At 73.1% G+C, this 21,298-nt stretch carries 21 protein-coding genes; 8 read left to right on the forward strand and 13 right to left on the reverse strand.

What is annotated here, in order from left to right; translation table 11 throughout:
• Position 1: 1 nt before the first annotated feature.
• A complete protein-coding gene (gene trxB, locus HHL19_RS01290; RefSeq protein ID WP_169084664.1) occupies positions 2 to 1,009 on the forward strand; it encodes a thioredoxin-disulfide reductase in 1,008 nt (335 codons plus the stop codon).
• 77 nt (positions 1,010 to 1,086) lie between these two features.
• On the opposite strand, the gene HHL19_RS01295 is transcribed toward trxB, so the two are convergent.
• The 3 genes from HHL19_RS01295 to HHL19_RS01305 are packed head-to-tail and all read right to left on the reverse strand — an operon-like array spanning position 1,087 to position 4,544.
• The gene (locus HHL19_RS01295) at positions 1,087 to 1,803 is read right to left on the reverse strand and encodes an ATP-binding cassette domain-containing protein (RefSeq protein ID WP_206324465.1); all 717 of its coding nucleotides are present in this window, start codon (positions 1,801 to 1,803) and stop codon (positions 1,087 to 1,089) included.
• Positions 1,791 to 3,623: a phosphate ABC transporter permease subunit PstC gene (pstC, locus tag HHL19_RS01300; protein WP_169084666.1), complete on the reverse strand. Its 1,833-nt coding sequence runs from the start codon at positions 3,621 to 3,623 to the stop codon at positions 1,791 to 1,793. The genes HHL19_RS01295 and pstC overlap by 13 nt, the downstream gene beginning before the upstream one ends.
• A 3-nt stretch (positions 3,624 to 3,626) precedes the next feature.
• Positions 3,627 to 4,544: a phosphate ABC transporter substrate-binding protein gene (locus tag HHL19_RS01305; RefSeq protein ID WP_240981372.1), complete on the reverse strand. Its 918-nt coding sequence runs from the start codon at positions 4,542 to 4,544 to the stop codon at positions 3,627 to 3,629.
• A gap of 142 nt (positions 4,545 to 4,686) precedes the next feature.
• Here HHL19_RS01305 and HHL19_RS01310 point away from each other — a divergent pair, with 142 nt between their 5' ends.
• Positions 4,687 to 5,088: a metalloregulator ArsR/SmtB family transcription factor gene (locus HHL19_RS01310; protein WP_169084668.1), complete on the forward strand. Its 402-nt coding sequence runs from the start codon at positions 4,687 to 4,689 to the stop codon at positions 5,086 to 5,088.
• A gap of 60 nt (positions 5,089 to 5,148) precedes the next feature.
• On the opposite strand, the gene HHL19_RS01315 is transcribed toward HHL19_RS01310, so the two are convergent.
• Genes HHL19_RS01315 through HHL19_RS01335 form a run of 5 tightly spaced genes read right to left on the reverse strand, consistent with a single transcriptional unit; the run spans position 5,149 to position 9,607 of the window.
• A complete protein-coding gene (locus HHL19_RS01315) occupies positions 5,149 to 5,856 on the reverse strand; it encodes a hypothetical protein (RefSeq protein ID WP_169084669.1) in 708 nt (235 codons plus the stop codon).
• Positions 5,853 to 6,227: a hypothetical protein gene (locus tag HHL19_RS01320; protein WP_169084671.1), complete on the reverse strand. Its 375-nt coding sequence runs from the start codon at positions 6,225 to 6,227 to the stop codon at positions 5,853 to 5,855. The genes HHL19_RS01315 and HHL19_RS01320 overlap by 4 nt, the downstream gene beginning before the upstream one ends.
• A complete protein-coding gene (gene gpmI, locus HHL19_RS01325) occupies positions 6,224 to 7,756 on the reverse strand; it encodes a 2,3-bisphosphoglycerate-independent phosphoglycerate mutase (RefSeq protein WP_169084673.1) in 1,533 nt (510 codons plus the stop codon). The genes HHL19_RS01320 and gpmI overlap by 4 nt, the downstream gene beginning before the upstream one ends.
• Positions 7,753 to 9,063, reverse strand: coding sequence for a 3-phosphoshikimate 1-carboxyvinyltransferase (gene aroA, locus HHL19_RS01330; protein ID WP_169084675.1), 1,311 nt, complete (start codon positions 9,061 to 9,063; stop codon positions 7,753 to 7,755). The genes gpmI and aroA overlap by 4 nt, the downstream gene beginning before the upstream one ends.
• A gap of 34 nt (positions 9,064 to 9,097) precedes the next feature.
• A complete protein-coding gene (locus HHL19_RS01335; RefSeq protein ID WP_169084677.1) occupies positions 9,098 to 9,607 on the reverse strand; it encodes a hypothetical protein in 510 nt (169 codons plus the stop codon).
• 350 nt (positions 9,608 to 9,957) lie between these two features.
• On the opposite strand from HHL19_RS01335, the gene HHL19_RS01340 reads away from it, so the two are divergent.
• Positions 9,958 to 10,929, forward strand: coding sequence for a helix-turn-helix transcriptional regulator (locus HHL19_RS01340; RefSeq protein ID WP_240981373.1), 972 nt, complete (start codon positions 9,958 to 9,960; stop codon positions 10,927 to 10,929).
• Between the two features lie 125 nt (positions 10,930 to 11,054).
• Here HHL19_RS01340 and HHL19_RS01345 read toward each other — a convergent pair whose 3' ends face one another.
• From HHL19_RS01345 to HHL19_RS01355, 3 genes are all read right to left on the reverse strand, one after another.
• Entirely contained in the window at positions 11,055 to 12,554 is a 1,500-nt protein-coding gene (locus tag HHL19_RS01345; RefSeq protein ID WP_169084681.1) for a GNAT family N-acetyltransferase, read from the reverse strand.
• Between the two features lie 74 nt (positions 12,555 to 12,628).
• Positions 12,629 to 13,009 carry a hypothetical protein gene (locus HHL19_RS01350; RefSeq protein ID WP_169084683.1) on the reverse strand — a complete coding sequence of 127 codons (381 nt, stop codon included), beginning with the start codon at positions 13,007 to 13,009 and terminating at the stop codon, positions 12,629 to 12,631.
• Between the two features lie 250 nt (positions 13,010 to 13,259).
• Positions 13,260 to 13,634 carry a metalloregulator ArsR/SmtB family transcription factor gene (locus HHL19_RS01355; protein ID WP_206324467.1) on the reverse strand — a complete coding sequence of 125 codons (375 nt, stop codon included), beginning with the start codon at positions 13,632 to 13,634 and terminating at the stop codon, positions 13,260 to 13,262.
• A gap of 94 nt (positions 13,635 to 13,728) precedes the next feature.
• Here HHL19_RS01355 and HHL19_RS01360 point away from each other — a divergent pair, with 94 nt between their 5' ends.
• On the forward strand, positions 13,729 to 14,829 hold the full coding sequence (locus HHL19_RS01360) for a permease (RefSeq protein ID WP_206324468.1): 1,101 nt from the start codon (positions 13,729 to 13,731) through the stop codon (positions 14,827 to 14,829).
• Between the two features lie 142 nt (positions 14,830 to 14,971).
• Here the strand turns inward: HHL19_RS01360 and HHL19_RS01365 are convergent, their stop codons facing one another.
• Positions 14,972 to 15,337, reverse strand: coding sequence for a metalloregulator ArsR/SmtB family transcription factor (locus HHL19_RS01365; protein WP_169084686.1), 366 nt, complete (start codon positions 15,335 to 15,337; stop codon positions 14,972 to 14,974).
• 142 nt (positions 15,338 to 15,479) lie between these two features.
• On the opposite strand from HHL19_RS01365, the gene HHL19_RS01370 reads away from it, so the two are divergent.
• On the forward strand, positions 15,480 to 15,653 hold the full coding sequence (locus tag HHL19_RS01370) for a hypothetical protein (protein WP_169084689.1): 174 nt from the start codon (positions 15,480 to 15,482) through the stop codon (positions 15,651 to 15,653).
• Between the two features lie 15 nt (positions 15,654 to 15,668).
• Positions 15,669 to 16,874 (forward strand): pyridoxal phosphate-dependent aminotransferase, encoded by a 1,206-nt coding sequence (locus HHL19_RS01375; protein ID WP_169084691.1) that lies wholly within the window; start codon positions 15,669 to 15,671, stop codon positions 16,872 to 16,874.
• A 412-nt stretch (positions 16,875 to 17,286) separates the two neighbouring features.
• Here the strand turns inward: HHL19_RS01375 and HHL19_RS01385 are convergent, their stop codons facing one another.
• On the reverse strand, positions 17,287 to 17,652 hold the full coding sequence (locus HHL19_RS01385) for a metalloregulator ArsR/SmtB family transcription factor (RefSeq protein ID WP_169084693.1): 366 nt from the start codon (positions 17,650 to 17,652) through the stop codon (positions 17,287 to 17,289).
• 754 nt (positions 17,653 to 18,406) lie between these two features.
• Between HHL19_RS01385 and HHL19_RS36725 the strand changes: the two genes are divergently transcribed.
• Both HHL19_RS36725 and HHL19_RS01395 read left to right on the forward strand, forming a co-directional pair.
• A complete protein-coding gene (locus HHL19_RS36725) occupies positions 18,407 to 19,804 on the forward strand; it encodes an NAD(P)-binding domain-containing protein (RefSeq protein ID WP_206324469.1) in 1,398 nt (465 codons plus the stop codon).
• A 143-nt stretch (positions 19,805 to 19,947) separates the two neighbouring features.
• Positions 19,948 to 21,102, forward strand: a complete 1,155-nt coding sequence (locus tag HHL19_RS01395) for an MFS transporter (protein WP_240981405.1) — start codon at positions 19,948 to 19,950, stop codon at positions 21,100 to 21,102.
• The last annotated feature ends 196 nt before the right edge of the window (positions 21,103 to 21,298 follow it).

Genomic DNA, 21,298 nt, shown 5'->3' on the forward strand with positions numbered 1-21,298 from the left:
CATGACGACTGCCACGACCCCGACCGGTGCCCAGGACGACGTCCGCGAGGTCGTCATCATCGGCTCCGGCCCCGCCGGGTACACCGCCGCGCTCTACACGGCCCGCGCCCAGCTGAAGCCGCTGCTGTTCGGCAGCTCCATATTCGTCGGCGGCTCGCTCACCACCACCACCGAGGTCGAGAACTTCCCCGGCTTCCCCACCGGCATCGACGGCCCGGACCTCATGGACGACATGCGGGCCCAGGCCGAGAAGTTCGGCGCCGAGATGATCGACGACGACATCGTCTCCGTCGACCTCGCCGGCGACATCAAGCTCCTCACCGACTCCGCCGGCACCGTCCACCGCGCGAAGACGGTGATCATCGCCACCGGCTCCGGCTACCGCAAGCTCGGCCTCCCCCAGGAGGACGAGCTGTCCGGTCGCGGCGTCTCCTGGTGCGCCACCTGCGACGGCTTCTTCTTCCGCGACCGCGACATCGTCGTGGTCGGCGGCGGCGACACCGCCATGGAGGAGGCCACCTTCCTCACCCGCTTCGCCCGCTCGGTCACCGTCGTCCACCGCCGCTCCACCCTGCGCGCGTCCAAGACCATGCAGAACCGGGCCTTCGCCGACGACAAGATCTCCTTCGCCTTCGACAGCGAGGTCGCCGAGATCAGGTCCGAGAACGGCATGCTGTCCGGCGTCGTCCTCCGGGACGTCCTCTCCGGCGAGACCCGCGAGCTGGACGCGACCGGCCTGTTCATCGCCATCGGCCACGACCCGCGCACCGAACTCTTCGCCGACCAGCTCGAACTCGACGGCGAGGGCTACCTGAAGACGCAGTCCCCGACGACCCGTACGAGCCTCCCGGGCGTCTTCGGCGCCGGTGACGTCGTCGACCACATCTACCGCCAGGCCATCACGGCCGCGGGCTCCGGCTGCGCCGCCGCCCTCGACGCCGAGCGGTACCTCGCGGCCCGCCGCGACGCGGAGCCGGCCGCCGAGGCCGGGCTCGTCACCGCCGGCTGAAAAGCGTCGGGCCCGGCCCGTCGTGCTTTCCTCACGACGGACCGGGCCCGATCACCGGGGACCCCGCGATGCGGGGTTCAGGAAGCGGTCACCAGCGCGGCCGCCTCCGGCAGTTCCAGCTTGACCGTACGGTCGCAGAGCCGGTCCACCTGGCCCGGGTCGTGCGACACGAGCAGGACCGTACGGTTGCCGCGCAGCGCCGCCACCGACTCCTCGACCGTGTCACGGCTGCGCTCGTCCAGGGCGCTGGTCGGCTCGTCGAGCAGGAGCGCCGCCGGCTCCAGGGCGAGGGCCCGGGCCAGGCACAACCGCTGGCGCTGGCCGTTGGAGAGCGACTGCGCCGGGGTGTCGAGCCGGTCGCGGACCTCGTTCCACAGGCCCGACTCCCGCAGCGCCTTCTCCATCCGGTCGCGCATCTCCGTACGGGAGGCGCGGACCAGGTGGCGGAGGCCGAACAGGGCGTTGTCCATGATGCTTCCGCCGAAGACCACCGGCGTCTGCGGCACCAGGACGACCGTGCTCCGCAGGGTCGCGTCCCCCTTGCCGCAGCAGATCGCGCGCCCCTGCACGTCCACCTCGCCGACCCGCCGCAGCCCGTGCGGCAGGAGGTCGACCAGGGCGCGCAGCACCGTCGACTTGCCGGCGCCGGAGGGGCCGCACAGACCGGTGGTGGAGCCGGCGGGCAGCTCGAAGGAGACCGGGCCGACCAGCGTCTTCTTTCCGTCGAGGACCCGCAGGTCGCGGACGGAGATCACGTTCTCCGGGGTCGCGTTCCCCGTCGTCACGTTGTCCAACGTCGTGCTCCTTCGAATCGGTTGCGCAGGAAGACGGCCAGGGTGAGGAGTCCCGCGGTGATCAGGACCAGGACGAGGGCGCTGCCCCACGCCTGGGCGATCGCCTCGGGGGCGCCGGAGTCCTGCGACAGGGTGAAGATGTGCGTGGGCAGGGCCTGGATGGGGGCGTCGACGATGCCGGCCGGGAGGGCGGGGGCCCCGAAGAACACCGTCGCGGTGAAGATCAGGGGGGCCGTCTCGCCCGCGGCCCGGGCCAGACCGAGCAGCAGGCCGGTGAGCGTCGCCGGCCACGTGTAGGGGATGACCACGGAGCGGATGTACTGCGACCGGGTCAGGCCAAGCGCGAGCGCGGCCTCGGTGAGTTCGCCCGGCATCCCGCGGACGCGTCCGGCAGTGGTGAGCGCGACGACCGGGACCACGACCGGGACCAGGACGACCGCACCGGCCAGCCAGGACCTGCCCCAGCCCATCGTCGTGCAGAGCAGGACGTAGCCCGCCAGGCCGAGCAGGATGGTGGGCGTCCCGCCGACCGCCACCGTCAGCGTCTCCAGGATCCGGGAGGTCTTCGCCGAGGCGCGGGTGCCGATCACGATGCCCGCTCCGTAGCCGAGCGGCAGCGCGATCAGCGCCGTGGTGGCGAGGAGCAGGAGCGTGCCGACGATCTGGTCGCGGATGCCCCCGTCGGCCGCGCCGGCGGACGGCGTGAACCAGAAGGCCGGGTTGAGCGCCGCGCCACCGCGGGCCAGCAGGATGCCGAGCATGCCCAGGAGGAGGGCGGTCGGCAGGAGCAGGGCGCCGTACCGGACGGCCGTCGTCAGCCGGTCCTTGGGGCCGCGCATCCACGCGGAGGTCCGCCGGACGCGCGGACCGCGTCGCACCCGGGCCGAAGAGCCGCGGGTGCCCCACACGGTGGCGGCGGCGACCAGGGCGAGCAGGATGACGCCGAGCCCGCACAGGGCTGCGAAGTACGGGCCGGAGGTGCCCGCGAGCATCGGCTCGGGGCCGGCCAGCTTGGTGGTCAGGGTCTGGCCGGGGCGGACGAGCGAGGAGAAGAAGTCCCCGAACGACTGCGGGAGCCGTCCGTCGGCGCGGCCGATGACCATGAAGACCGCGATGGCCTCGCCGAGTGCCCGGGCCAGGCCGAGCAGGACGCCGGCGCGCATGCCCGAGCGGGCCTGGGGGAGTACGGCGGAGCGGACGACCTCGCGCCGCGTCAGGCCGAGGGAGTACGCGGCCTCCCGGTAGCGGCCGGGCACGGCGGCGAGGGCGTCGACGCTGACCGCCACGATCGTCGGCATGATCATCACCGCGAGGACGATGCCGGCGGCGAGGATGCTGTCGCCGCCCGGCACGTCGCCGAGACCGGCGACGAACGGCCGGATCACCATGATGCCGATCAGGCCGTAGACGATGGAGGGGACCGCGGCGAGGAGCTCGATGCTCAGGCGGAGGGGCTTGGCGAGGCGGGGCGGCAGGTACTCGGAGAGCGCGACGGCCGCCGCCCAGCCGACGGGGACCGCGAGGACCAGGGCGAGGACGCAGACGACCGCCGAGCCGTAGATCATGGCCAGGCCGCCGAAGGCGAGGTTCCCCGGGCTCCAGACGGAGTCGGTGAGCAGGGCCCCCCAGTCGACCGTGCCGCTCGCGATGCCGTCGGCCAGGTACCCGACCAGGACCACGAGGGCCAGGACGACGGACAGGACGCCGCTGTAGGCCCAGCCCCAGACCCATCTCGCCCGGCCGGGGCGGCCGCCCTCCACGGGCGGCCGCGTCGCGGCGGTCACGGGCGCCTCGGCGGGGCGCTCCAGGGTGAGGCTCATCGGTCAGAGCCCCATCTGCTCGCGGGTGAGGTAGCCGTGCTTGGGCAGCAGCTTCTGGCCCTCGGCCGACAGGATGTAGTCGATGTACTGCTTGGCGTGGCCCTTCGGCTGCCCGTTGGTGATCATGTACAGCGGGCGGGTCATCGGGTACGTGCCGGTGGCCACGTTCTCCAGGGTGGGGGCGATGCCCTCCAGGGGGACGGCGACCAGGTCGGGGTGGCCGTCGATGAAGCCGGTCGACAGCGGGGCGACCGAACCGCGGGTGGACTTCAGCTTGTTGCGGGTCTCGGTGTTGCCGCCGACGACGGCGTAGTTCGCGGACTGCGGCGGGGCCGGCGGCTCGCCCTTGCCGTAGACGAACTTGTCGAGGACCTCGCGGGTGCCGCGGCCGGGCTCCTTGTCGTAGACGAAGACCTGGAGGTCGGGGCCGCCGACCTCCTTCCAGTTGGTGATCCTGCCCTCGAACAGGCCCTGCACCTGCGCCTTGGAGAGGCTCTTCACCCCGCCGTCGGCGACCTCCTTGGTGATGATGACGCCCACGGCGTCCGCGCCGATCTGCGTGGTCACGAAGTCGGCGTCCGGGTACGCCTTGTGGTCCTTGTCGGACAGCGGCTTGGAGCTGAGGGCGATCTCGATCTGGCCGGTGCCGAGCTGGGAGATGCCGCCGGCGGAGCCGCCCTGGGTGGCGACGGTGATGTTCAGGCCCTTGGACTTGAGCGCCTCGGCGGCGTCGGAGGCGACCGGGGCGACCGTGGTGGAGCCGCTGGCCTGGAGGGCCCCGGTGTCGGCCTTCGCGGAGCCGGCGCAGCCGGTGAGGACGGCGGCGAGGACGAGTCCGGCGGAGGCGGCGGCGCCCTGCCGCATCCGGCGCGCGGTGAAGACCGCAGCGGTGCTTCGGAGTTCGGTGGAGATGACAGACATGGCGGTGCCTTTGCGGTGGTGGGGAAGGGAAGGGGAGGACGTGCGGGGGCTGTTCGGACGGGCATTGAATGACAGGCGAACAGTGGATGAACTCGACTGACGGGACGCGGTCGGCCGGCCGTGCGGTCATAGGGTGATCGTTATGCCAGCAGAACAAGCGACCGACCATCGCTCGGGGTTGCTGCCCTTCGTCGACGAGGATCCGACCTGCGGGCCGCCTCTCGAAGTGGACCCGCTGCCCAGAGAGCGGGCGGAGGCGCTGGCCCGGAGCGTGAAGGGCATCGCCGATCCCACCCGGCTGCAGATCCTCAGCGTGCTGCTCGCGGCCCCGGACGGCGAGGCATGCGTGTGCGACATGACGCCGCTGCTCGACCTCGCCCAGCCGACCGTCAGCTACCACATGAAGATCCTGGTGAGCACCGGCCTGGTGAGCCGCAGGAAGCGCGGCACCTGGGCCTGGTACGCGGTCCGGCCCGAGCAGCGTGCGGTGCTCGACGCGCTGATCTGGGGCGAGGGCGAGGGCGAGGGCCCGGCGGAGGCGTGAACCGCCCACGCCGGGCGTACCGCCTCGGACGGGCGAGGCCGTTCCCAGGGGCGTACCGCCTCAGACGGCGACGGCCGCCCGCGCGCTCACCTCGGCCGTGAAGGCCGTGATCAGCCGGTGGATCCGGCCCGGTCCGGAGACCAGCTCGGGCTGGAACAGGGTGCCGATGAAGAACGGGTGCCCGGGCACCTCGGCGGCCCGCGGGGCGCCTTCCTCGTCCCATCCGCTGAACAGCACGCCCGCGCCGGTGAGCAGTTCCACGAACTCCGCGTTCAGGCCGTACTTGCAGTGGTACGTCTCCGTCGAGCGCTCGGCACCGTCGTAGACGGCCGCCAGCCGGCTGCCGGCCGTCAGCAGCAGCGGCGCCTGCTCGCCGGCGAGGCAGCAGGTGAGCGGCACGATCAGCGGGGTGGCGGCCTCGGGGTCGTACTGGACGTCGTCGGCGTCGGTGAGGCCGGCGACGCTGCGGGCGTACTCGATCAGCGCGTGCTGGAAGCCGCCGCAGGTGCCCAGGTACGGGACGCCGTACTCGCGGGCGTGCCGGACGGCGGCGAGGACGCCGTCCTTGTTCTCGTACGGGGAGCCGGGGACGACCCAGAGGCCGTCGAAGCCGTCGAAGGACTCCGGGCCGGTGATCGTCTCGGTGGGCACCCACTCGGTGTCCACCTCCAGCTCGGCGCGGAAGCCGTCGAGGCGGGCGTGGGCGGGGGACTTGCCGTGGTCGCCGATCAGCGCCACGCGGGGGCGGGGTCCGGTGACGGTGGTCATGAGGCGGTCTCCTGGTCGGTGTCGAGGGCGCGCCCGAGGCGGACGAACCCGTGGGGGGCGAGGCGGGCGACGAGCCGTCCGTCGCGCTCGGCGGTGGTGGAGGCGCCGCCGAGGAACAGCAGCGGTCCGTCGCCGGGCGGCAGCAGCGGTTCGGGAAGCAGCTCCTGCGCCTCGGAGGTGAGGTTGGTGACGGTCAGCACGTGGGCGGAGCCGTCGGCGCTGGCGAGGACCTCGGCGGCCAGCGAGGGGCCCGCGTCCGGCTCGTGGCGGACGGCGCCGTCGGCGTAGGCGCCGGCGAAGCGGGGGCCGCCCGGGGTGAGGGTCGGGGCGAGCGGGGTGAGGGTCTGGGCGAGCGGGGGCGCGAGGGTCACAGCAGACTCCGTCCGGTCATGGCCGGGCCGTTCGGGCGACCCAGCAGGGCGAGCACGGTGGGCGCGATGTCGGCGAGGCTGCCGCCGTCGCGGAGGGCGTCGGGCAGGAGCTGTCCGGGGGCCGGGACGACGACCGCGGGGACCGGGTTGGTGGTGTGCCCGCCGTACGGGAGCGGGGTGCCGTCCGGGCCGGGCGTGGACATCCGCTCGGCGTTCCCGTGGTCGCCGACCAGGACCACCCAGCGGCCGGTCGCCGCGGCGGCGGTCAGGATCCGGTCGACCTGCCCGTCGGTGTACTCGGCGGCCCTCACGGTGGCGTCGTGGTCGCCGGTGTGGCCGACGACGTCGATGTTGGCGAGGTTGGCCGCCACCAGGGCGACGTCGGACCGGCCGGCGGCCTCGATCACCGCGTCGGCGACCCGGTCGAGGTTCATCTCGGGCCGGGCGGTGTACTCGGGCGCCTCGTCCGAGGTGATCCGGACGTGCTCCTCGACCTCCCGGCGCCGCTCGTCGCGCCCGTTCAGGTAGTAGGTGACGTGCTCGAACTTCTCCTGCTCCGCGACCCGCACGGACCGCAGCCCGTGTGCCTCCAGCTGGTCCGCGAGACCGCCCGAGGCGTCGGCGCGGCCGACCAGGGCGGGGATGTCCGCCTCGGTGTCGTACCGGGTCAGGGAGAGGATCCGCACGTCGCTCTCGGCCAGGTGCTTGACCAGGTCGTCGGCGAGCTGCTGGATGCGGTCGCTGCGGAAGTTGGCGAACAGGACCGCGTCGCCGTCCCGTATGGTCGCCTGCGGTTCGCCGGCGGCGTCGGTGAGGACGGTCGGCGTGACCCAGACGTCGCCGTCGCCGGCCCCGGCCAGGACCTGGGCGTAGTCGCGGGCGCGGGCTCCGCGACCGTCCGCGACCGCCTGGGTGACCTTGGCGGTCAGCTCCAGGTCGCCGCTCTTGTCGAGGGCGTAGCCGCGGCCGGAGACCGTGGCCAGGCGGCCGACGCCGGTCGTCGCGAAGAACTCCTCGACCCGGCCCAGGTAGTGACCGGCCGTGCGGTCGGCGACGTCCCGGCCGTCGGTGACGGCGTGCACCCAGACCCGCCGCACGCCCCGGGCGGAGGCGATGGAGAGCAGCTCGCGCAGGTGGTCGACGTGGGCGTGGATCTGCCCGTCGGAGACCAGTCCGATCAGGTGCAGGGCGCCGCCGCCGGCCGCGAGCGCGTCGAGCGCCTCGGTCAGGCGCGGGTTGTCGCGCAGGCCGCCGGAGTCGATCTGCCGCTGGACGAGCACGCTGTCGTAGTCCAGCGGGCGGCCGGCGCCGATGACCATGTGGCCGATCTCGGAGTTGCCGACCGTACCGGGCAGCAGGCCGACGTACTCCCCGGACGCCTCGACGAGCGTGGCGGGGTACTTGGTGCGGATGCCGTCCAGGACGGGGGTCTCCGCGACCGCGAGGGCGTTCCCGGTCCCCGGTTCGGCGTGGCCCCAGCCGTCGAGGACGAGCAGGATGCCGGGACGGGTGTCGGTGGACCCGGTCATCGCAGGGTGTCCAGGGTCTGCCAGAAGGCGGGGAAGGACTTGGCGACGCAGCCGGGGTCCTTGATGACGACGCCGGGGGTGCGCAGGCCCATGACGGCGAAGGTCATGGCGATGCGGTGGTCGTCGTAGGTGTCGATGACCGCGCCGTGCGAGGGGCCGCCGTGGACGGTCATGGCGTCGTCGTACTCGTCGACCTTCACGCCCATCTTGCGCAGCTCGGTGGTGACGGCCGCGATGCGGTCGCACTCCTTGACCCGGAGGCTGGCGATGTTGGTGATGTGGGTCGGGCCCTCGGCGAAGGCGGCGACGGCGGCGAGCGAGGGGACGACGTCGGGCATGGCGTCCATGTCGACCTCGATGCCCCGCAGCCGCCCGCCCTCGACGGTGACCGAGTTCTCGGTGACCTCGGTGTGCGCGCCCATCCGGCCGAGGACCTCGACCAGGCCGACGTCGCCCTGGTGGGAGGTGGAGCCGATGCCCGGGACGGTGACCCGGCCGCCGAGGATCGCGGCGGCGGCGATGAAGTACGACAGGCCCGAGGCGTCCGGCTCGACGACGGCGTGGCCGCCCTTGAAGGACTGGCCGGCGGGCACCTTGAACCAGCGGTAGCCGTCGCGCTCGACGGTGATGCCGTGCTCGGCGAGCGTGGCGAGGGTCATCTCGACGTACGGCTTGGAGACCAGCCCGTCGACGATCTCGATCTCGGTGTCCTGCTTCGCGAGCACGGAGCTGATGAGGAGCGAGGAGGTGTACTGGCTGGAGACGGCGCCGGAGATCTTCGTCTTCCCGCCGGTGAAGTTGCCGCCGGTGACGCGGATCGGCGGGGAGCCGTTGCCGCGCACCGCGACCGCCTCGACGCCGAGGCCCGGGAGGGCGGCGAGCAGGTCGCCGAACGGACGCTCCTGCATGCGGGCGTTGCCGGTGAGGGTGGTGGTGCCCTCGGCGAGGCCCGCCATGGAGATGAGGAAGCGCAGCGGGGTGCCGGCGCCGCCGACGAAGATCTCCTCCCGCGGGGCCGTCATCGGCTTGCCCGTGGGGGTGAAGGCGATCCGGTGGGCCGCGTGGTCGATCTCGGCGGTGACGTGCCCGAAGGACTCGACGGCCCGGGTGAAGTAGACGGTGTCGTCGGAGATGAGCGCCCCGTCGATCACGCCTTCCTTGCCGGACAGGGCGGCGAGGGCAGCGACGGCGATCTGCCGGTTGGTGTAGCTCTTCGAGCCGAGCACCTTCACGTCGTGGTCGATGGCGGCCAGCGGCTCGACGGTGAGCTCTTCGGCCTTGAGACGGGGGTCGTTGATGCCGCTCATGGGTGGTACTCCTCGCAGGGGTGTGTGATCTGGATCACGCGGGAAGGGGGCCCGAGCCGGGGAGGGCGTCGGGAAGTCGGGGGGCGGTGATGATCCGCCAATGGGCCAGAGAGGGGCTGGAATTCAGTGCCCGCACGCAGATTTCCCACGCGGCGGAAATCGCCTCGGCGGGGTTGCGCGTCCGATGGAAGAAGGTCAGCTCGATTCGACCCGGAGTGGAACTGGCGTGGACATGCTCAAGGTCGTCCTCACCCCTTGCGGACGCCCAGACGATGTCCGTCACCGCCGCCGCCTTCAGGGTCCGGTGCGCGGCGGCGTCGGTGGCGACGAGGGTGGCGGTGGCCATGAGCATGGGGCCTCCCGGCCGGGCGGCGAGCCCAGGTACGGACCACACGTGCTGGTCGGCCTCGGCCGGAGCGATCTCGCCGTACAGCTCGGCGTGGCGGCACTTGGGGCCGCAGCCGTGCCCGCCGGCGGGCGAGAAGCCCAGGGCGACGGCGGCGGCCCTGTTGGCCAGGCGCAGCAGACTCCGCGCAGCGGACATGGCTGTCCTCCGTGTGTGGTGGATGGAATGCCCCGCGAAAAGGGGCGTGAAGTGAGGTGCGGATTCCGTCGTGCCGGCCTGCCGAACCTTTGTGACCACAAGTCTGCTGAGGCCCCGGCGGCGGCGGAAGGGATATCGGCTGGCATGAACTGCGTCCGGCAACGACCTGCCTGTGAGGGGTAATTCCGGCCGCACGGGGTGGCCGGGACCGGTGCCTCGGGGGTCTGGTCGAAAGGTGAAGACGTCTTGTCTGCGGCCGACCTGAGCTGCAAAGATCGGCGCTCGCCGATGGACTGACGAGAATGTCTCGCATCTTGAGACGTGGCCGGGGGGTCGCTGTGCTGGCGAGTTTGGGACTGGATGCGGACGCCGAGACGGTCTACCGCCTGATGCTCACGCACCAGGACTGGGGCGTCGCGGAGCTCGCCGGCCATCTGGGCCGCCCCGAGCCGGAGATACGCGCGGCCCTGGACCGGCTCGCGGAGCTCAACCTGCTGCGCCGCTCCCTCCAGGCCCCCGGCGGTGTCCGACCCGTCAGCCCCAACCTGGGCTTCCAGCTCCTGCTCCAGCGACAGCAGGCGGAACTCCTCGCGCAACAGCAGCAGTTCGCCGAGTCGCAGGCCGCCATCAGCACCCTGCTCGCCGAGTACGCCGAGCTGCGCACCGGTGAACGGCACGGCGTGGAGTACCTCCAGGGGATCGACGCCATCCAGGCCCGGCTCGAAGAGCTGGCCCACCGCAGCACCCACGAGTGCCTGTCCTTCATGCCCGGCGGCGCGCAGTCCGCGGCCAGCCTGGAGGCGAGCCGCCCCCTCGACGAGCAGCTGATGCGGCGCGGGGTGCGCGTCCTGACCGCCTACCTGGACAGCGTCCGCAACGACACGCCCACCGTCGATTACGCGCACTGGCTGCACGACAACGGCGGCGAGGTGCGCACCGTCCCGGCCCTCCCGCTGCGGATGGTCCTCTTCGACCGCGAGGTCGCCCTGCTGCCCGTCGACCCGGACAACACCAAGAAGGGCGCCGTGCAGCTGACCGGCCCCGGCGTCATGACCGCCCTCGTCTCCCTGTTCGATCAGGTCTGGGAGCGCGCGGCACCCCTCGGCAGCGTCCGTGACCGGGACGCGGCCGGCCTGACCGCACAGGAGCGGGAACTGCTGCGCCAGCTCACGCAGGGCGCCACCGATGAGATCGCCGCGAAGAAGCTCGGCATCGGCCTGCGCACGGAGCGCCGGATCATGTCCGAGCTGATGGCACGGCTCGGCGCCCGCAGCCGCTTCGAGGCCGGGGTCCTCGCGGCCAAGGCCGGCTGGACGGACTGACCGGCCCTTCGGCGGCGCCTCTGCCGGGAACACGCCCGGCCGGCCCGGTGCGCGAGGCACCGGACCGGCTCTACGGGGGCGGTATGGAGTGGTGATGAAGAAGGGGAGAGGGCCCGGTCCGCGGCTCAGCCGCAGCAGCCGCCCTCGGGCTGCAGGGGCTTGATCGGCTCGTAGGCCGTGCTGCCGAGCAGCTTCGCCCTCAGACGGCCGATCGCCGTGGTCGGCGCCGCTTCCTCGGCGGTCGAGCCGAGCGTCTCGCGGCGGGCCCGGCCGTAGGCGGCGTGCAGCTCGGCGACCTTCGGGCGGAGCGCGGCGTCGGCGACCAGGACCACGGAGCGGATCCGCCCCGGGCGGAAGCCGCGCAGCCGCTTCGCCTCGTCCGCGCCCGGGCCCGCCTCGATCGCGGTGATCCCCTCGGCGTAGGCGTCGCGCAGCGGGCGGTCGAGCGCGATCTCGAAGTAGACGCCGCTGCGCTCGCCCAGCGCCTCGTAGTCGAAGCCCGCCCACTTCACGAACAGCCGCTTCCCCTGCCTGACCGTCACCGAGGCGGCGACCACCGCGTCGCCCTTGTGGACCAGGTACGCGCGGATGTCGGCGCCGCCCTCGACCAGCGCCGTCAGCAGGGCGCCGATGTGGACCTCGTCCTCGCCGCCCTCGTACTTCTGGCGGTTGTGCGTGACGAGCTCGGTGATCCGGCCGATCAGCGGGCGCAGCTCCTCGCGGTCCTTGCGCTCGATGCGGGTGCCGGAGTTGTCCGCGCGGTCGCGGTCCTCCTTCACGCGGCGCCGCTTCCTGGCGGGCAGCGAGGCCAGGTAGGCGTCGTAGCTGTCGTGCTGGAGGTCGAGCAGGTTGTTCTCGCCGTGGAAGGCGAGGTCGCCGCCGTACGCCTGGAGCGCCAGGGCGAGGGTGTCGCTGTACGCGCTGTCGTGCAGCCAGGGTGCGGTGATCGAGCGGAACCCGGCCTCGATCGCGGCCGGGACGATGCGGTCGACGAGGTCGGCGACGAGCAGCGGGTCCTCGACGGAGGCGTTCGCCTCGGAGCGGTAGCCGAGCGGCGAGCCGAGCAGCAGGGCCGGGAAGAACGCGTCGGCGCCGAGGGCCTCGACGGTGTCGGTGGCGGACTCGCAGCAGGAGGTGGTGGCCGAGCAGCACGCGGCGGTGCCGTCCTTCGGCTGCCAGCCCAGGAGCGTACGGGGGTCGGCGTCCACGATCGGGTCGACGTCGAAGGCGTACCCGGGGAGGAAGGCGATGTCGCCCTCGCCGCGGTCGGCGACGGTGTGCCAGGGCTTGGCGCCCTTCAGGCTCTCCTCGGTCGCCCGCAGCCAGTCCGTCTGCGTGTACGGGGTGGGGTCGGTGGCCTGCGGGATGCCGCCGCCGAGGGCCGCGACCGCGTCGTCCAGGGAGAGTCCGGTCCGCACCTGGGCGGGGTCGGCCTGCTCCTCCTGCGGTCCGCAGCAGCCGGACGCCGCGACGGGCTCGGGCTCGGCGGGGCCGCAGCAGCCGGACGCCTCGGCGGGCTCGGGCTCGGAGGCCGGGGCGTCGCAGCAGCCGGTGGAGGCGGTCTCGACGACCGGGAGGACCGGGGCGGGCTCCTCGGCGGTGGTGCTGCAGCAGGTGGTGCTCATGGGTGCTCTCCTCGTGGGGTCGGCGGTGCGCGGGGTGCGGGGTGGGGTGCCCGGCGGGAAGGGCAGGGGGCTGGTCAGTCCCAGCCGGCGCCGTCGGTGGAGGGGTCGGTGGGGGCCGAGTCCCAGCCGGCACCGTCCGTGGAGCCGGCCGTCGCGGGGGCCACGTCCCAGCCGGCGCCGTCGGTCGAGCCGTCGGTCGAGCCGTCGGTCGAGCCCTCGGTCGTCGCGGGAGCCACGTCCCAGCCCGCGCCGTCGAGGGAGGAGGCGAGGACGACGGGGGCCACGTCCCAGCCGGCACCGTCCGTGGAGTCGGTGGGCGTGGTGGGTGCGGTGTCCCAGCCGGCCCCGGCGAGGGCGGGGAGGGCGGTCGCGCCCAGGGTCGAGGTGGCACCGAGTCCGATCACGGCGACGAGCGCGGCGGTGGCAAGACGCATCGAGGTACGCGAAGCAGACATGGCTCTCCCCTGGGCGATGGCGGTGGCTTTTCGGCGGCCGGCGGCCTCGGCGGCCGTTCCCGGTGTCCCGGGGGCTTGTCGCCCTTCCGGTGTTCATGAGTCTGTCCGAGCTCACCCAGGGTGTGGAAGGGACCGCAGGTGGCAGGAAACGCGTCCGGCATCCACCTGCCTGGAGACGCCGAAGGGCCGGTCCTCCGCGCGTGACGCGGGGGTGAACCGGCCCTTGGTGAGAGGGAGTTGTCGTGCCTGGTCAGCTCGCCGTGAGGAGCTGGGGCGACGGGTCCAGCGCCTGGCAGAGCACGCTCATGCTCTCCGGGGCGATCCGGTAGTAGGTCTGGCGCCCGCGCTTCTCGCGCTCCAGGAACCCGGCCTCGTACAGCACCCGCAGGTGGTGGGTGACGGTCGGCTGGGTGAGGCCCAGGGGTTCGGTGAGGTCGCAGGTGCACGCCTCGCCGGTGGGCTGGGAGCGGATCAGGCCGAGCAGGCGCAGGCGGGTGGCGTCCGCGACGACCTTCAGGGCGGTCGCGAGGTCGTCGGCGGCCTCGGGGGTGAGCGGGCCGGCGAGCACGGGGGAGCAGCACAGCTCCGAGATCGACGTGGGCATACCGGATTCAACGATGGCCATCTATGAATTGTTCCCGCGATCCATTGACAGTCATCTATGGGTTCCGGCAGAGTCTGACCCATCGACAGCCGTCTATGAATTGCTGGAGCCCCCCGTGATCGACACCGTCCTCGACGTCCTGTGGCGCACCGCCCAGGACGTCGGCCACTCCCTCGCCGCCAACTGGCCGTTCCTGCTCATCAGCGTGGTCCTGGCCTCGGCCATCCCCGTCTACATCGGGGCGGAGCGCCTGTCGGCCTGGATGCGCCGCAAGACCGCGGTCGCGGTGCTCGGTGCGATCGTCCTGGCGACCCTCACCCCGTTCTGTTCCTGCGGCACGACCGCGGTGGTCCTCGGGGCGCTCGCCGCCAGCGTGCCGTGGGCCCCGGTCGTCACCTTCATGGTGTCCTCGCCGCTGACCAGCCCCGAGGAGTACGTGTACTCCACCGGCCTCTTCGGCTTCGACTTCGCGACCACCTTCTTCGTGGCCGCGATGATCCTCGGCGTCTTCGCCGGTTTCGTCACCTGGCTCATCGAGAAGACCGGCTGGCTGGCGGGCCAGGCGCGCCTCAGTGCCAACCAGGCGGAGGAGAAGGCGTCCGAGAGCTGCTGCGGCGACGAGGGCGAGACCGAGGGCTTCGGCGGTGGCGGCGTCTCGGCCGGCGGCGGTGTTCCCGCCGGTGGTGGTGGTCTCGTCAGTGGCGGTGGTCTCGCCGGTGGCGGTGGTCTCGCCCGTACGGCCCTGCTCACCCGCCCCGTCGCCCCGGAGCCGGCCCCCGCGCCCGCCCCGGCCGGTGTCGCGGAGCGTCTGAAGCTGAAGGAGTTCGGCGAGGAGCTGAAGGTCAACGCCAAGCGTCTCGCCCTCTACTTCCTGGGCTTCGCGACCCTCGGCTTCCTGCTCATCAACTCGATCCCGACCAGCTTCCTCACCGAGTTCCTCGGCGACGGCAACATCTTCTCCGTCCCGATCGCCGCCCTCATCGGCGTCCCGGTCTACCTGAACTCCGACGGCTCGCTCCCGCTCGTCGCCACCCTGATGCAGGGCGGGATGGGCCCCGGCGCCGCGCTCGCCTTCCTCGTGACCGGCGCGGGCACCAGCATCGGCGCCATCAGCGGCATGCTGCTCATCGCCCGCTGGCGCGTCGTCACCCTGGTCGTCGGCATCCTCTTCACCGGCGCGATCGTCCTGGGCTACTCGGCCCCGATCTGGCTCTGAGTCCCCACGGGCCGACGCCCGGCACCGCGAACCGCACCACGATCACCAGCATCAGCATCAGCACCAGCACCAGCACCACGTAAGACGGCAACGGCCCGCCCCCCTGGCTTCGGGGGCGGGCCGCAGCCGTTTCCGCGTGTGTTCAGCAGCGCGAAGGCGAGCAGGCTGCGCTCCGCATCCCCGCGAGCGGGCCGATCAGGTGCTCGATCCGGTCCGGGCGGACGAAGTAGTAGACCTCGTTCGCGCGCCGTTCCGAGGCGAGGATGCCGGCCTCGCGCAGCTTGCGCAGGTGGTGGCTGATGGTCGGGCCGGTCAGGTCGAACTCGGCGGCGATCTCGCCCATGCAGACCTCGCCCGCCGGGCAGCAGGCCACGATGCTGGCGATCCGCAGGCGCACCGGGTCCGCCAGTGCCTTGAACGCGGCCGACAGCTCCTCCGCCTGATCCGGCGTCATGGGGGCGGAGCAGCAGGATCCGGACGGGGGTTCGGTGGTCAAGGGCTCGATCATGCGGCCCAATGTGGCCGATGGCGGCGCGCCGCGTCCAGGGTTGCCCGCCTTCCGGGCCGCCCTCGACCAACCCATTGACAGTCGTCTATGGATCGCGCCACACTCTTCTCATAGATAAGCATCTATGAATCGAGGTCGTGTCATGCCGTCCCTCCTCGCCTCGCTCCGCCGGCTCCGCAGCACCCGACGGTCCGCGCGCGCCGCCGACGTGCGGTTCTGCGACGGCTGCGTGGAGATCGTCGACCGCGGTGCCCGCGCCGCGGCCCTCCGCCGGGGCCACGAAGCCGCGCTCACCCACTTCGCCGTCCGCCTCTGACCCGTGAGGAACCCCGTGAACCCGCTCCGCCCCGCCGCGCGCGCCGCCGCCGTCCCGCCCTCGGCCACCGCCGCGCTCGACGCCCAGGCCAAGGCCCTCGTCGCCGAGGGCGTCGACGTCGTCAACCTGACCAGCGGCGAACCGGCGTTCCCGACCGTCGGACCCGCCGCCCACGCGGCGGAGCAGGCCATCGCCGAGGACTTCACCCGCTACACCCCGGCGGCCGGCGTCCCCGCCCTGCGTACGGCGATATCCGCACACCTCAACCGCCACGGCACGACGTACGAGGCCGCACAGGTCGTCGTGACGGCGGGCGCCAAGCAGGCCCTGCACCACGCCTTCACGGCCCTGCTCGACCCGGGCGACGAGGTGCTCGTCCCCGCCCCGTACTGGGTCAGCTACCCCCACCTCATCGCCCTGGCCGGCGGAACCCTGGTCCCCGTCCGCCCCGCTCCCGGCGCCGGCCTGAAGGTCACACCCGAGCAGGTACGGGAGGCGATCACCGACCGCACGAGGATCCTGCTCCTCAACAGCCCCGCCAACCCGTCCGGCGTCGTCTATAGCCGCCACGAACTGGCCGCCCTGGCCGAAGTGGCCGTCGAGCGCGACCTCGTCGTCATCAGCGACGAGATCTGCGACCACTGGGTCTTCGGTGACGCGCGCTTCGCCTCCGTGGCGGCGCTGGGCGCCGGGATCGCCGCCCGCACCGTCACGATCGGCGGCGTCTCCAAGACCTTCGCCATGACCGGCTGGCGCATCGGCTGGCTCGCCGCCCCGGCCGAACTGGCCTCCACCGTCACGGCCCTGCAGAGCCACACCGCCTCCGCGCCGTCCTCCATCGCCCAGCGGGCCGCCCTCGGCGCGCTGACCGCCGACCTCGGCGCCGAACTGGAGCGCCGCCGCTCCGCGCTCGACACCCGCCGCCTCGCGACCGTCAAGGCGATCGCCGACATCCCCGGCCTGCGGGTCGACGGCAACCCCGAAGGCGCCTTCTTCCTCCTCGCCGACGTCTCCGGCCTGTACGGGAAGACCCGCGCCGGCCGCACCATCACCTCGGCCGCCGACTTCGCCGAACTCCTCCTGGCCGAAGCCCAGGTGGCGGTCGTCCCCGGCGCCGACTTCGCCGCCCCGGACCACGTCCGCATCTCGTACACGGTCCCACCCGAGCAACTCGACGAGGCGCTCGAACGCCTGGCGCGGTTCGTGAACGGGCTGTCCTGACGGCCGGAGCCACCCCGCCCGCGACCGTGAACGGGCGTCGGCCGCACCGGCCGACGCCCCTTTCGCGCACACCGTCCGACGACGGCGGAGTCCATCCGGCGTGATGGATGCTCTTGAAGGTCTCGCTGCCGTCGTCCGGCATCAGGCGAAGGCGGGGCTGGCTGCCCGGGCTTGGGGGCGTCCCTGGAGAAGGTGTTCACGAAGAGAGCCGTCTCGCCGGCATCCCGCCGTCCCGGCTTGTTCCGGGTCTCGGCGTTCACCTTGCGCGCGGCCGCGGTGACCGCCCGCCGGAAGTGACCGCTCTGCCAGAGGGCTCGGGCCCCTTCCCGTGCCCACGGGTGCATGGTCGAGTCGACATCGACGGCCATACCGCCGTCATGCGACCGGCCACTGACAAGGGAGTGGGCTTCACTCAGGCCGTGGCCGCCGTAGGGCTCAGCAACTGCCCCATCGCCGCGAGGACGCCCGGCTCCACCCGGTAGTACACCCAGGTCCCGCGCCGCTCGGAGGTGAGCAGCCCGGCCTCCTTCAGCTTCTTCAGGTGGTGGGAGACGGTGGGCTGGGAAACACCCACGTCGGAGATGTCGCAGACGCACGCCTCGCCGCCCTCGTGTGAGGCCACGGAGGAGAACAGCCGCAGCCGCACCGGATCGCCCAGAGCCTTGAACATGAGCGCGGTCCGCTCCGCCTCCTCGGCCGTCAGCGGGCGTTCCGTGAGCGGCGGGCAGCACGGCTCGACGGCGGGCTGGAGCAGCGGGAGCGCCTTCACGTTCGACATACGCCTATGTTGACACACGTCTAAACAAGTGCCCAGGGGCTCGCTGTCGGCGCAGGCGCAGGCGCAGGCGCAGGCGCAGGGGCAGGGCTAGGGCCAGGGTCGGGCGTCGGGCGTCGGGCGGCGCGCCCGGCCGCGCTGCCACTCCAGCCCCACCTGGGGCCAGGCGGGCCGGGCGAGCGAAGCGCTGTCCCGGTGCCGGTGCCGGGCAGGTAGCCGGTGTCCAGGACGAATCGTGTCCACCTCTTCCCGCGTGCCGTCGGCCCACGTCACGGTCGAGCCGTCGAGACCGGCGAACGTGGGCCGCCGGTCCGGCCGGCCGGCGGCGAGGGCGACCGGCCCGGTAGCGGCGGCCGTCGCCGACGACCGCCATCGTCGCCGGACGCCGCTGGATGCGACCGAGCGGCGCCGCGTCCGCATTCGCGCCGGTGACCGTGAGCCAGAAGCGCGGGCCCCGCCCGAGCGGCCGCTGAGGCAGCCGACGCACGAGGCGCCCGGCTCACCAGGCTCACCCGCTACCTGCACCGCCGAATTCCCCGCGCCGACCACCACGACCCGCTGCCCCGCGAACGGGTCCGGGGCGCGGTATCGAGCCCGGAAACCCTCCTCGGCCGGGCGTACCGAGGGGTGGCCGTATAGGCGCGGTCCGCGACCATCACTCAATTCGACAGACATCTATGTTGACGTCCATCGATATCCCGTGCATGCTGGGAGCGCAAGAGATCGACGGACGTCGAAACATAAGGGGACCCCCGTCATGAACGCCGCCACTGAGCAGCTGCCCGTCGTGGTCATCGGAGCCGGTCCCACCGGCCTGGCCGCCGCCGCCCACCTCGTCGAGCGCGGCATCGTGCCGCTGGTCCTGGAGGCCGGACCCACGGCAGCCGCGGCGGTACGCGAGTGGTCGCACGTCCGGCTGTTCTCCACCTGGGGCGAGCTCACCGACCCCGCCGCCGAGAAGCTCCTCGCCCCCACCGGCTGGACCAAGCCCGACGCGAAGACCTACCCCACCGGCGGCGACTGGGCGGACGGCTACCTCCAGCCCCTCGCCGACGCCCTCGGCGACCGAGTCCGCACCGGCGCCCGCGTCACCGGCGTCTCCCGCGCCGGGCGCGACCGGATCGTCGACGCGGACCGCGACGCCCAGCCGTTCACCGTGTACGTCACGTACGCCGACGGACGCGAGGAGCGGATCCCCGCCCGCGCCGTCGTCGACGCCTCCGGCACCTGGGCGGTCCCGAGCCCCGCCGGCGCCGACGGACTCCCGGCGCTCGGCGAACGCGCGGCCGCCGACCGGATCGCGTACCGCGTGCCCGACCTCGACGACCCCGCCGTCCGCGCCCGGTACGCGGGCAGGCGCACCGCCGTCATCGGCTCCGGCGCCTCCGCCTTCACCGCGCTCGCCTCCCTCGCCTCCCTCGCCCGCGACGAGGAGGGCACGAAGGCGCTCTGGATCCTCCGCCGGGGCCTGTCCGGCGCCACCTTCGGCGGCGGCAGCGCCGACCAGCTCCCCGCCCGCGGCGCCCTGGGCCTCGCCGCCAAGGCCGCCGTCGACGAAGGCCACGCCGACGCGGTCACCGGTTTCCGTACGCAGGCGATCGAGCGCGACGGCGACGCCCGCCTGATCCTGATCGCGGAGGACGGCCGCCGCCTCGACCCGGTCGACGAGCTGATCGTCCTCACCGGCCTCCGCCCCGACCACTCCTTCCTCGGCGAACTCCGCCTCGGCCTCGACGACCGCCTCCAGGCCCCCACCGCCCTCGCCCCGCTCATCGACCCCAACCAGCACTCCTGCGGCACCGTCTACCCCCACGGCCACCGCGAGCTCTCCCACCCCGAACAGGGCGTGTACCTGGTCGGCATGAAGTCCTACGGCCGCGCCCCGACCTTCCTCGCCCTCACCGGCTACGAGCAGGTCCGCTCCGTCGCCGCCGCCCTCGCCGGCGACCTCGACTCCGCCGACCGCGTCGAACTCACCCTCCCCGAGACCGGGGTCTGCGGCGGCTCGGGCCTGTACGACGCCCCCGAAGCCGCATCCAGCGATGCCGGCGGCGGCTGCTGCGCACCGCCGGCGCCCCAGCTCGTCCAGCTCGGTGCCCCGTCCGCGCTGCCCCTCGTCACCGAGCAGTCCACCGGCGGCTGCTGCGGCTCGTGACCGACACCGAAGCCGAAGCCGAAGCCGACACCGAAGCCGAAGCCGAAGCCGAAACCGCCGCCGCTGACGCCGAAGCCGACACCGACGCCGGCGCGCGCGAGGCCGGGACCGCCCCCGAGGACCGGTCCCGGCCCGGTGCCGTCCTGCCCGCTCTCTGCGTCACCCAGATCACCGGCTGGGGGATCGTCTACTACGCCTTCCCGGTCCTGAACCCGCAGATCACGGCGGCGACCGGCTGGTCCGCCACGACGACCATGGCGGCGTTCTCGCTCGCCCTGGTCGTCTCGGGCATCGCGGGCATCAGGGTCGGCCGGATCATCGACCGGCACGGCCCCCGCACGATCATGACGGCGGGCTCGGTGACCGGAGCCGTGGCCCTGGTCGTGATCGCCCTCGCCCCGAACCCGGCCGTGTTCTCCGCCGGTTGGGTCCTGGCCGGACTCTCCATGTCCGCCACCTTCTACCAGCCCGCGTTCGCCGCACTCACCCGCTGGTACGCCCCCGACCACGTCCGCGCCCTCACGATCGTCACCCTCGCCGGAGGCCTGGCCTCCACCGTCTTCGCCCCGCTCGCGGCCGTCCTCGCGGACCACTTCACCTGGCGGACGGCCTACCTCGTCCTCGCCACGATCCTGGCGGCCCTCACGATCCCGGCCCACGCCCTCGCCCTCCGCGCCCCCTGGCCACCGGCCCCACCCGCACCGACCGCCACCGGCCACACCCCCCGCGCGATCATCCGCAGCCGCCCCTTCCTCCTCCTCGGACTCGCCCTCACCCTCTCCGCGTTCGCGACGTACGCGGCGGTCGTCACCCTCGTCCCGCTCCTCGTCGAACGCGGCTACACCACCGCCCAGGCCGCCTGGGTCCTCGGCCTCGGCGGCGCCGGCCAGACCCTCGGCCGCACCCTTTACGCCTCACTGGCCCGCCGCACCGGCACGACCACGCGCACGGTCGTCCTCATCGCCCTCGGCAGCCTGACCACCGCCGCCCTGGCCGTCACACCCGGCCCGTACGGCCTGCTGATCGCCGTCTCGGTCGCCGCCGGCATGGTCCGGGGCAACCTCACCCTCCTCCAGGCCACCGCCGTCACCGACCGCTGGGGCGCCCGCCACTACGGCCGCCTCTCCGGCCTCCTCGGCGCCCCGGCCATGACCGCCTCCGCCCTGGCCCCCTTCGCGGCGGCCGCCCTCGCACCGACCTTCGGCGGCTACCCGCCCCTGTTCCTGATGCTGGCGACCTCGGCGGGCGCCGCCGCCGTCCTCGCCACCGGCTCGACGCCCAAAGGCCGGGTCGAATGAGACCCAGGACTCCTGGACGACGAACGCCCGATGGCGGGGATCGCGAGGAAGGCGGCGCGGCCCCGGCCTCGACCGCCTTCAGGGTGCCCGTCAGTAGCTACCCCATCCGGGTCGACTCCCGTGGAGGTTGCCGGATGGAAGGGCTCCCACCTGGTTGTCTCTTGCAGTAGCTCGGCACATCATCGACGAGAGGGCG

The organism is Streptomyces sp. R302 (assembly GCF_012927245.1).
Classification (GTDB): Bacteria; Actinomycetota; Actinomycetes; order Streptomycetales; family Streptomycetaceae; genus Streptomyces.

Coding starts and splice junctions, on each gene's coding strand:
- trxB (WP_169084664.1), top strand. CDS start 2: ATGACGACTGCCACGACCCCGACCGGTGCCCAGGACGACGTCCGCGAG.
- pstC (WP_169084666.1), bottom strand. CDS start 3,623: ATGAGCCTCACCCTGGAGCGCCCCGCCGAGGCGCCCGTGACCGCCGCG.
- HHL19_RS01305 (WP_240981372.1), bottom strand. CDS start 4,544: ATGTCTGTCATCTCCACCGAACTCCGAAGCACCGCTGCGGTCTTCACC.
- HHL19_RS01310 (WP_169084668.1), top strand. CDS start 4,687: ATGCCAGCAGAACAAGCGACCGACCATCGCTCGGGGTTGCTGCCCTTC.
- HHL19_RS01315 (WP_169084669.1), bottom strand. CDS start 5,856: ATGACCACCGTCACCGGACCCCGCCCCCGCGTGGCGCTGATCGGCGAC.
- gpmI (WP_169084673.1), bottom strand. CDS start 7,756: ATGACCGGGTCCACCGACACCCGTCCCGGCATCCTGCTCGTCCTCGAC.
- aroA (WP_169084675.1), bottom strand. CDS start 9,063: ATGAGCGGCATCAACGACCCCCGTCTCAAGGCCGAAGAGCTCACCGTC.
- HHL19_RS01335 (WP_169084677.1), bottom strand. CDS start 9,607: ATGTCCGCTGCGCGGAGTCTGCTGCGCCTGGCCAACAGGGCCGCCGCC.
- HHL19_RS01345 (WP_169084681.1), bottom strand. CDS start 12,554: ATGAGCACCACCTGCTGCAGCACCACCGCCGAGGAGCCCGCCCCGGTC.
- HHL19_RS01350 (WP_169084683.1), bottom strand. CDS start 13,009: ATGTCTGCTTCGCGTACCTCGATGCGTCTTGCCACCGCCGCGCTCGTC.
- HHL19_RS01355 (WP_206324467.1), bottom strand. CDS start 13,634: ATGGCCATCGTTGAATCCGGTATGCCCACGTCGATCTCGGAGCTGTGC.
- HHL19_RS01365 (WP_169084686.1), bottom strand. CDS start 15,337: ATGATCGAGCCCTTGACCACCGAACCCCCGTCCGGATCCTGCTGCTCC.
- HHL19_RS01370 (WP_169084689.1), top strand. CDS start 15,480: ATGCCGTCCCTCCTCGCCTCGCTCCGCCGGCTCCGCAGCACCCGACGG.
- HHL19_RS01385 (WP_169084693.1), bottom strand. CDS start 17,652: ATGTCGAACGTGAAGGCGCTCCCGCTGCTCCAGCCCGCCGTCGAGCCG.
- HHL19_RS36725 (WP_206324469.1), top strand. CDS start 18,407: ATGAACGCCGCCACTGAGCAGCTGCCCGTCGTGGTCATCGGAGCCGGT.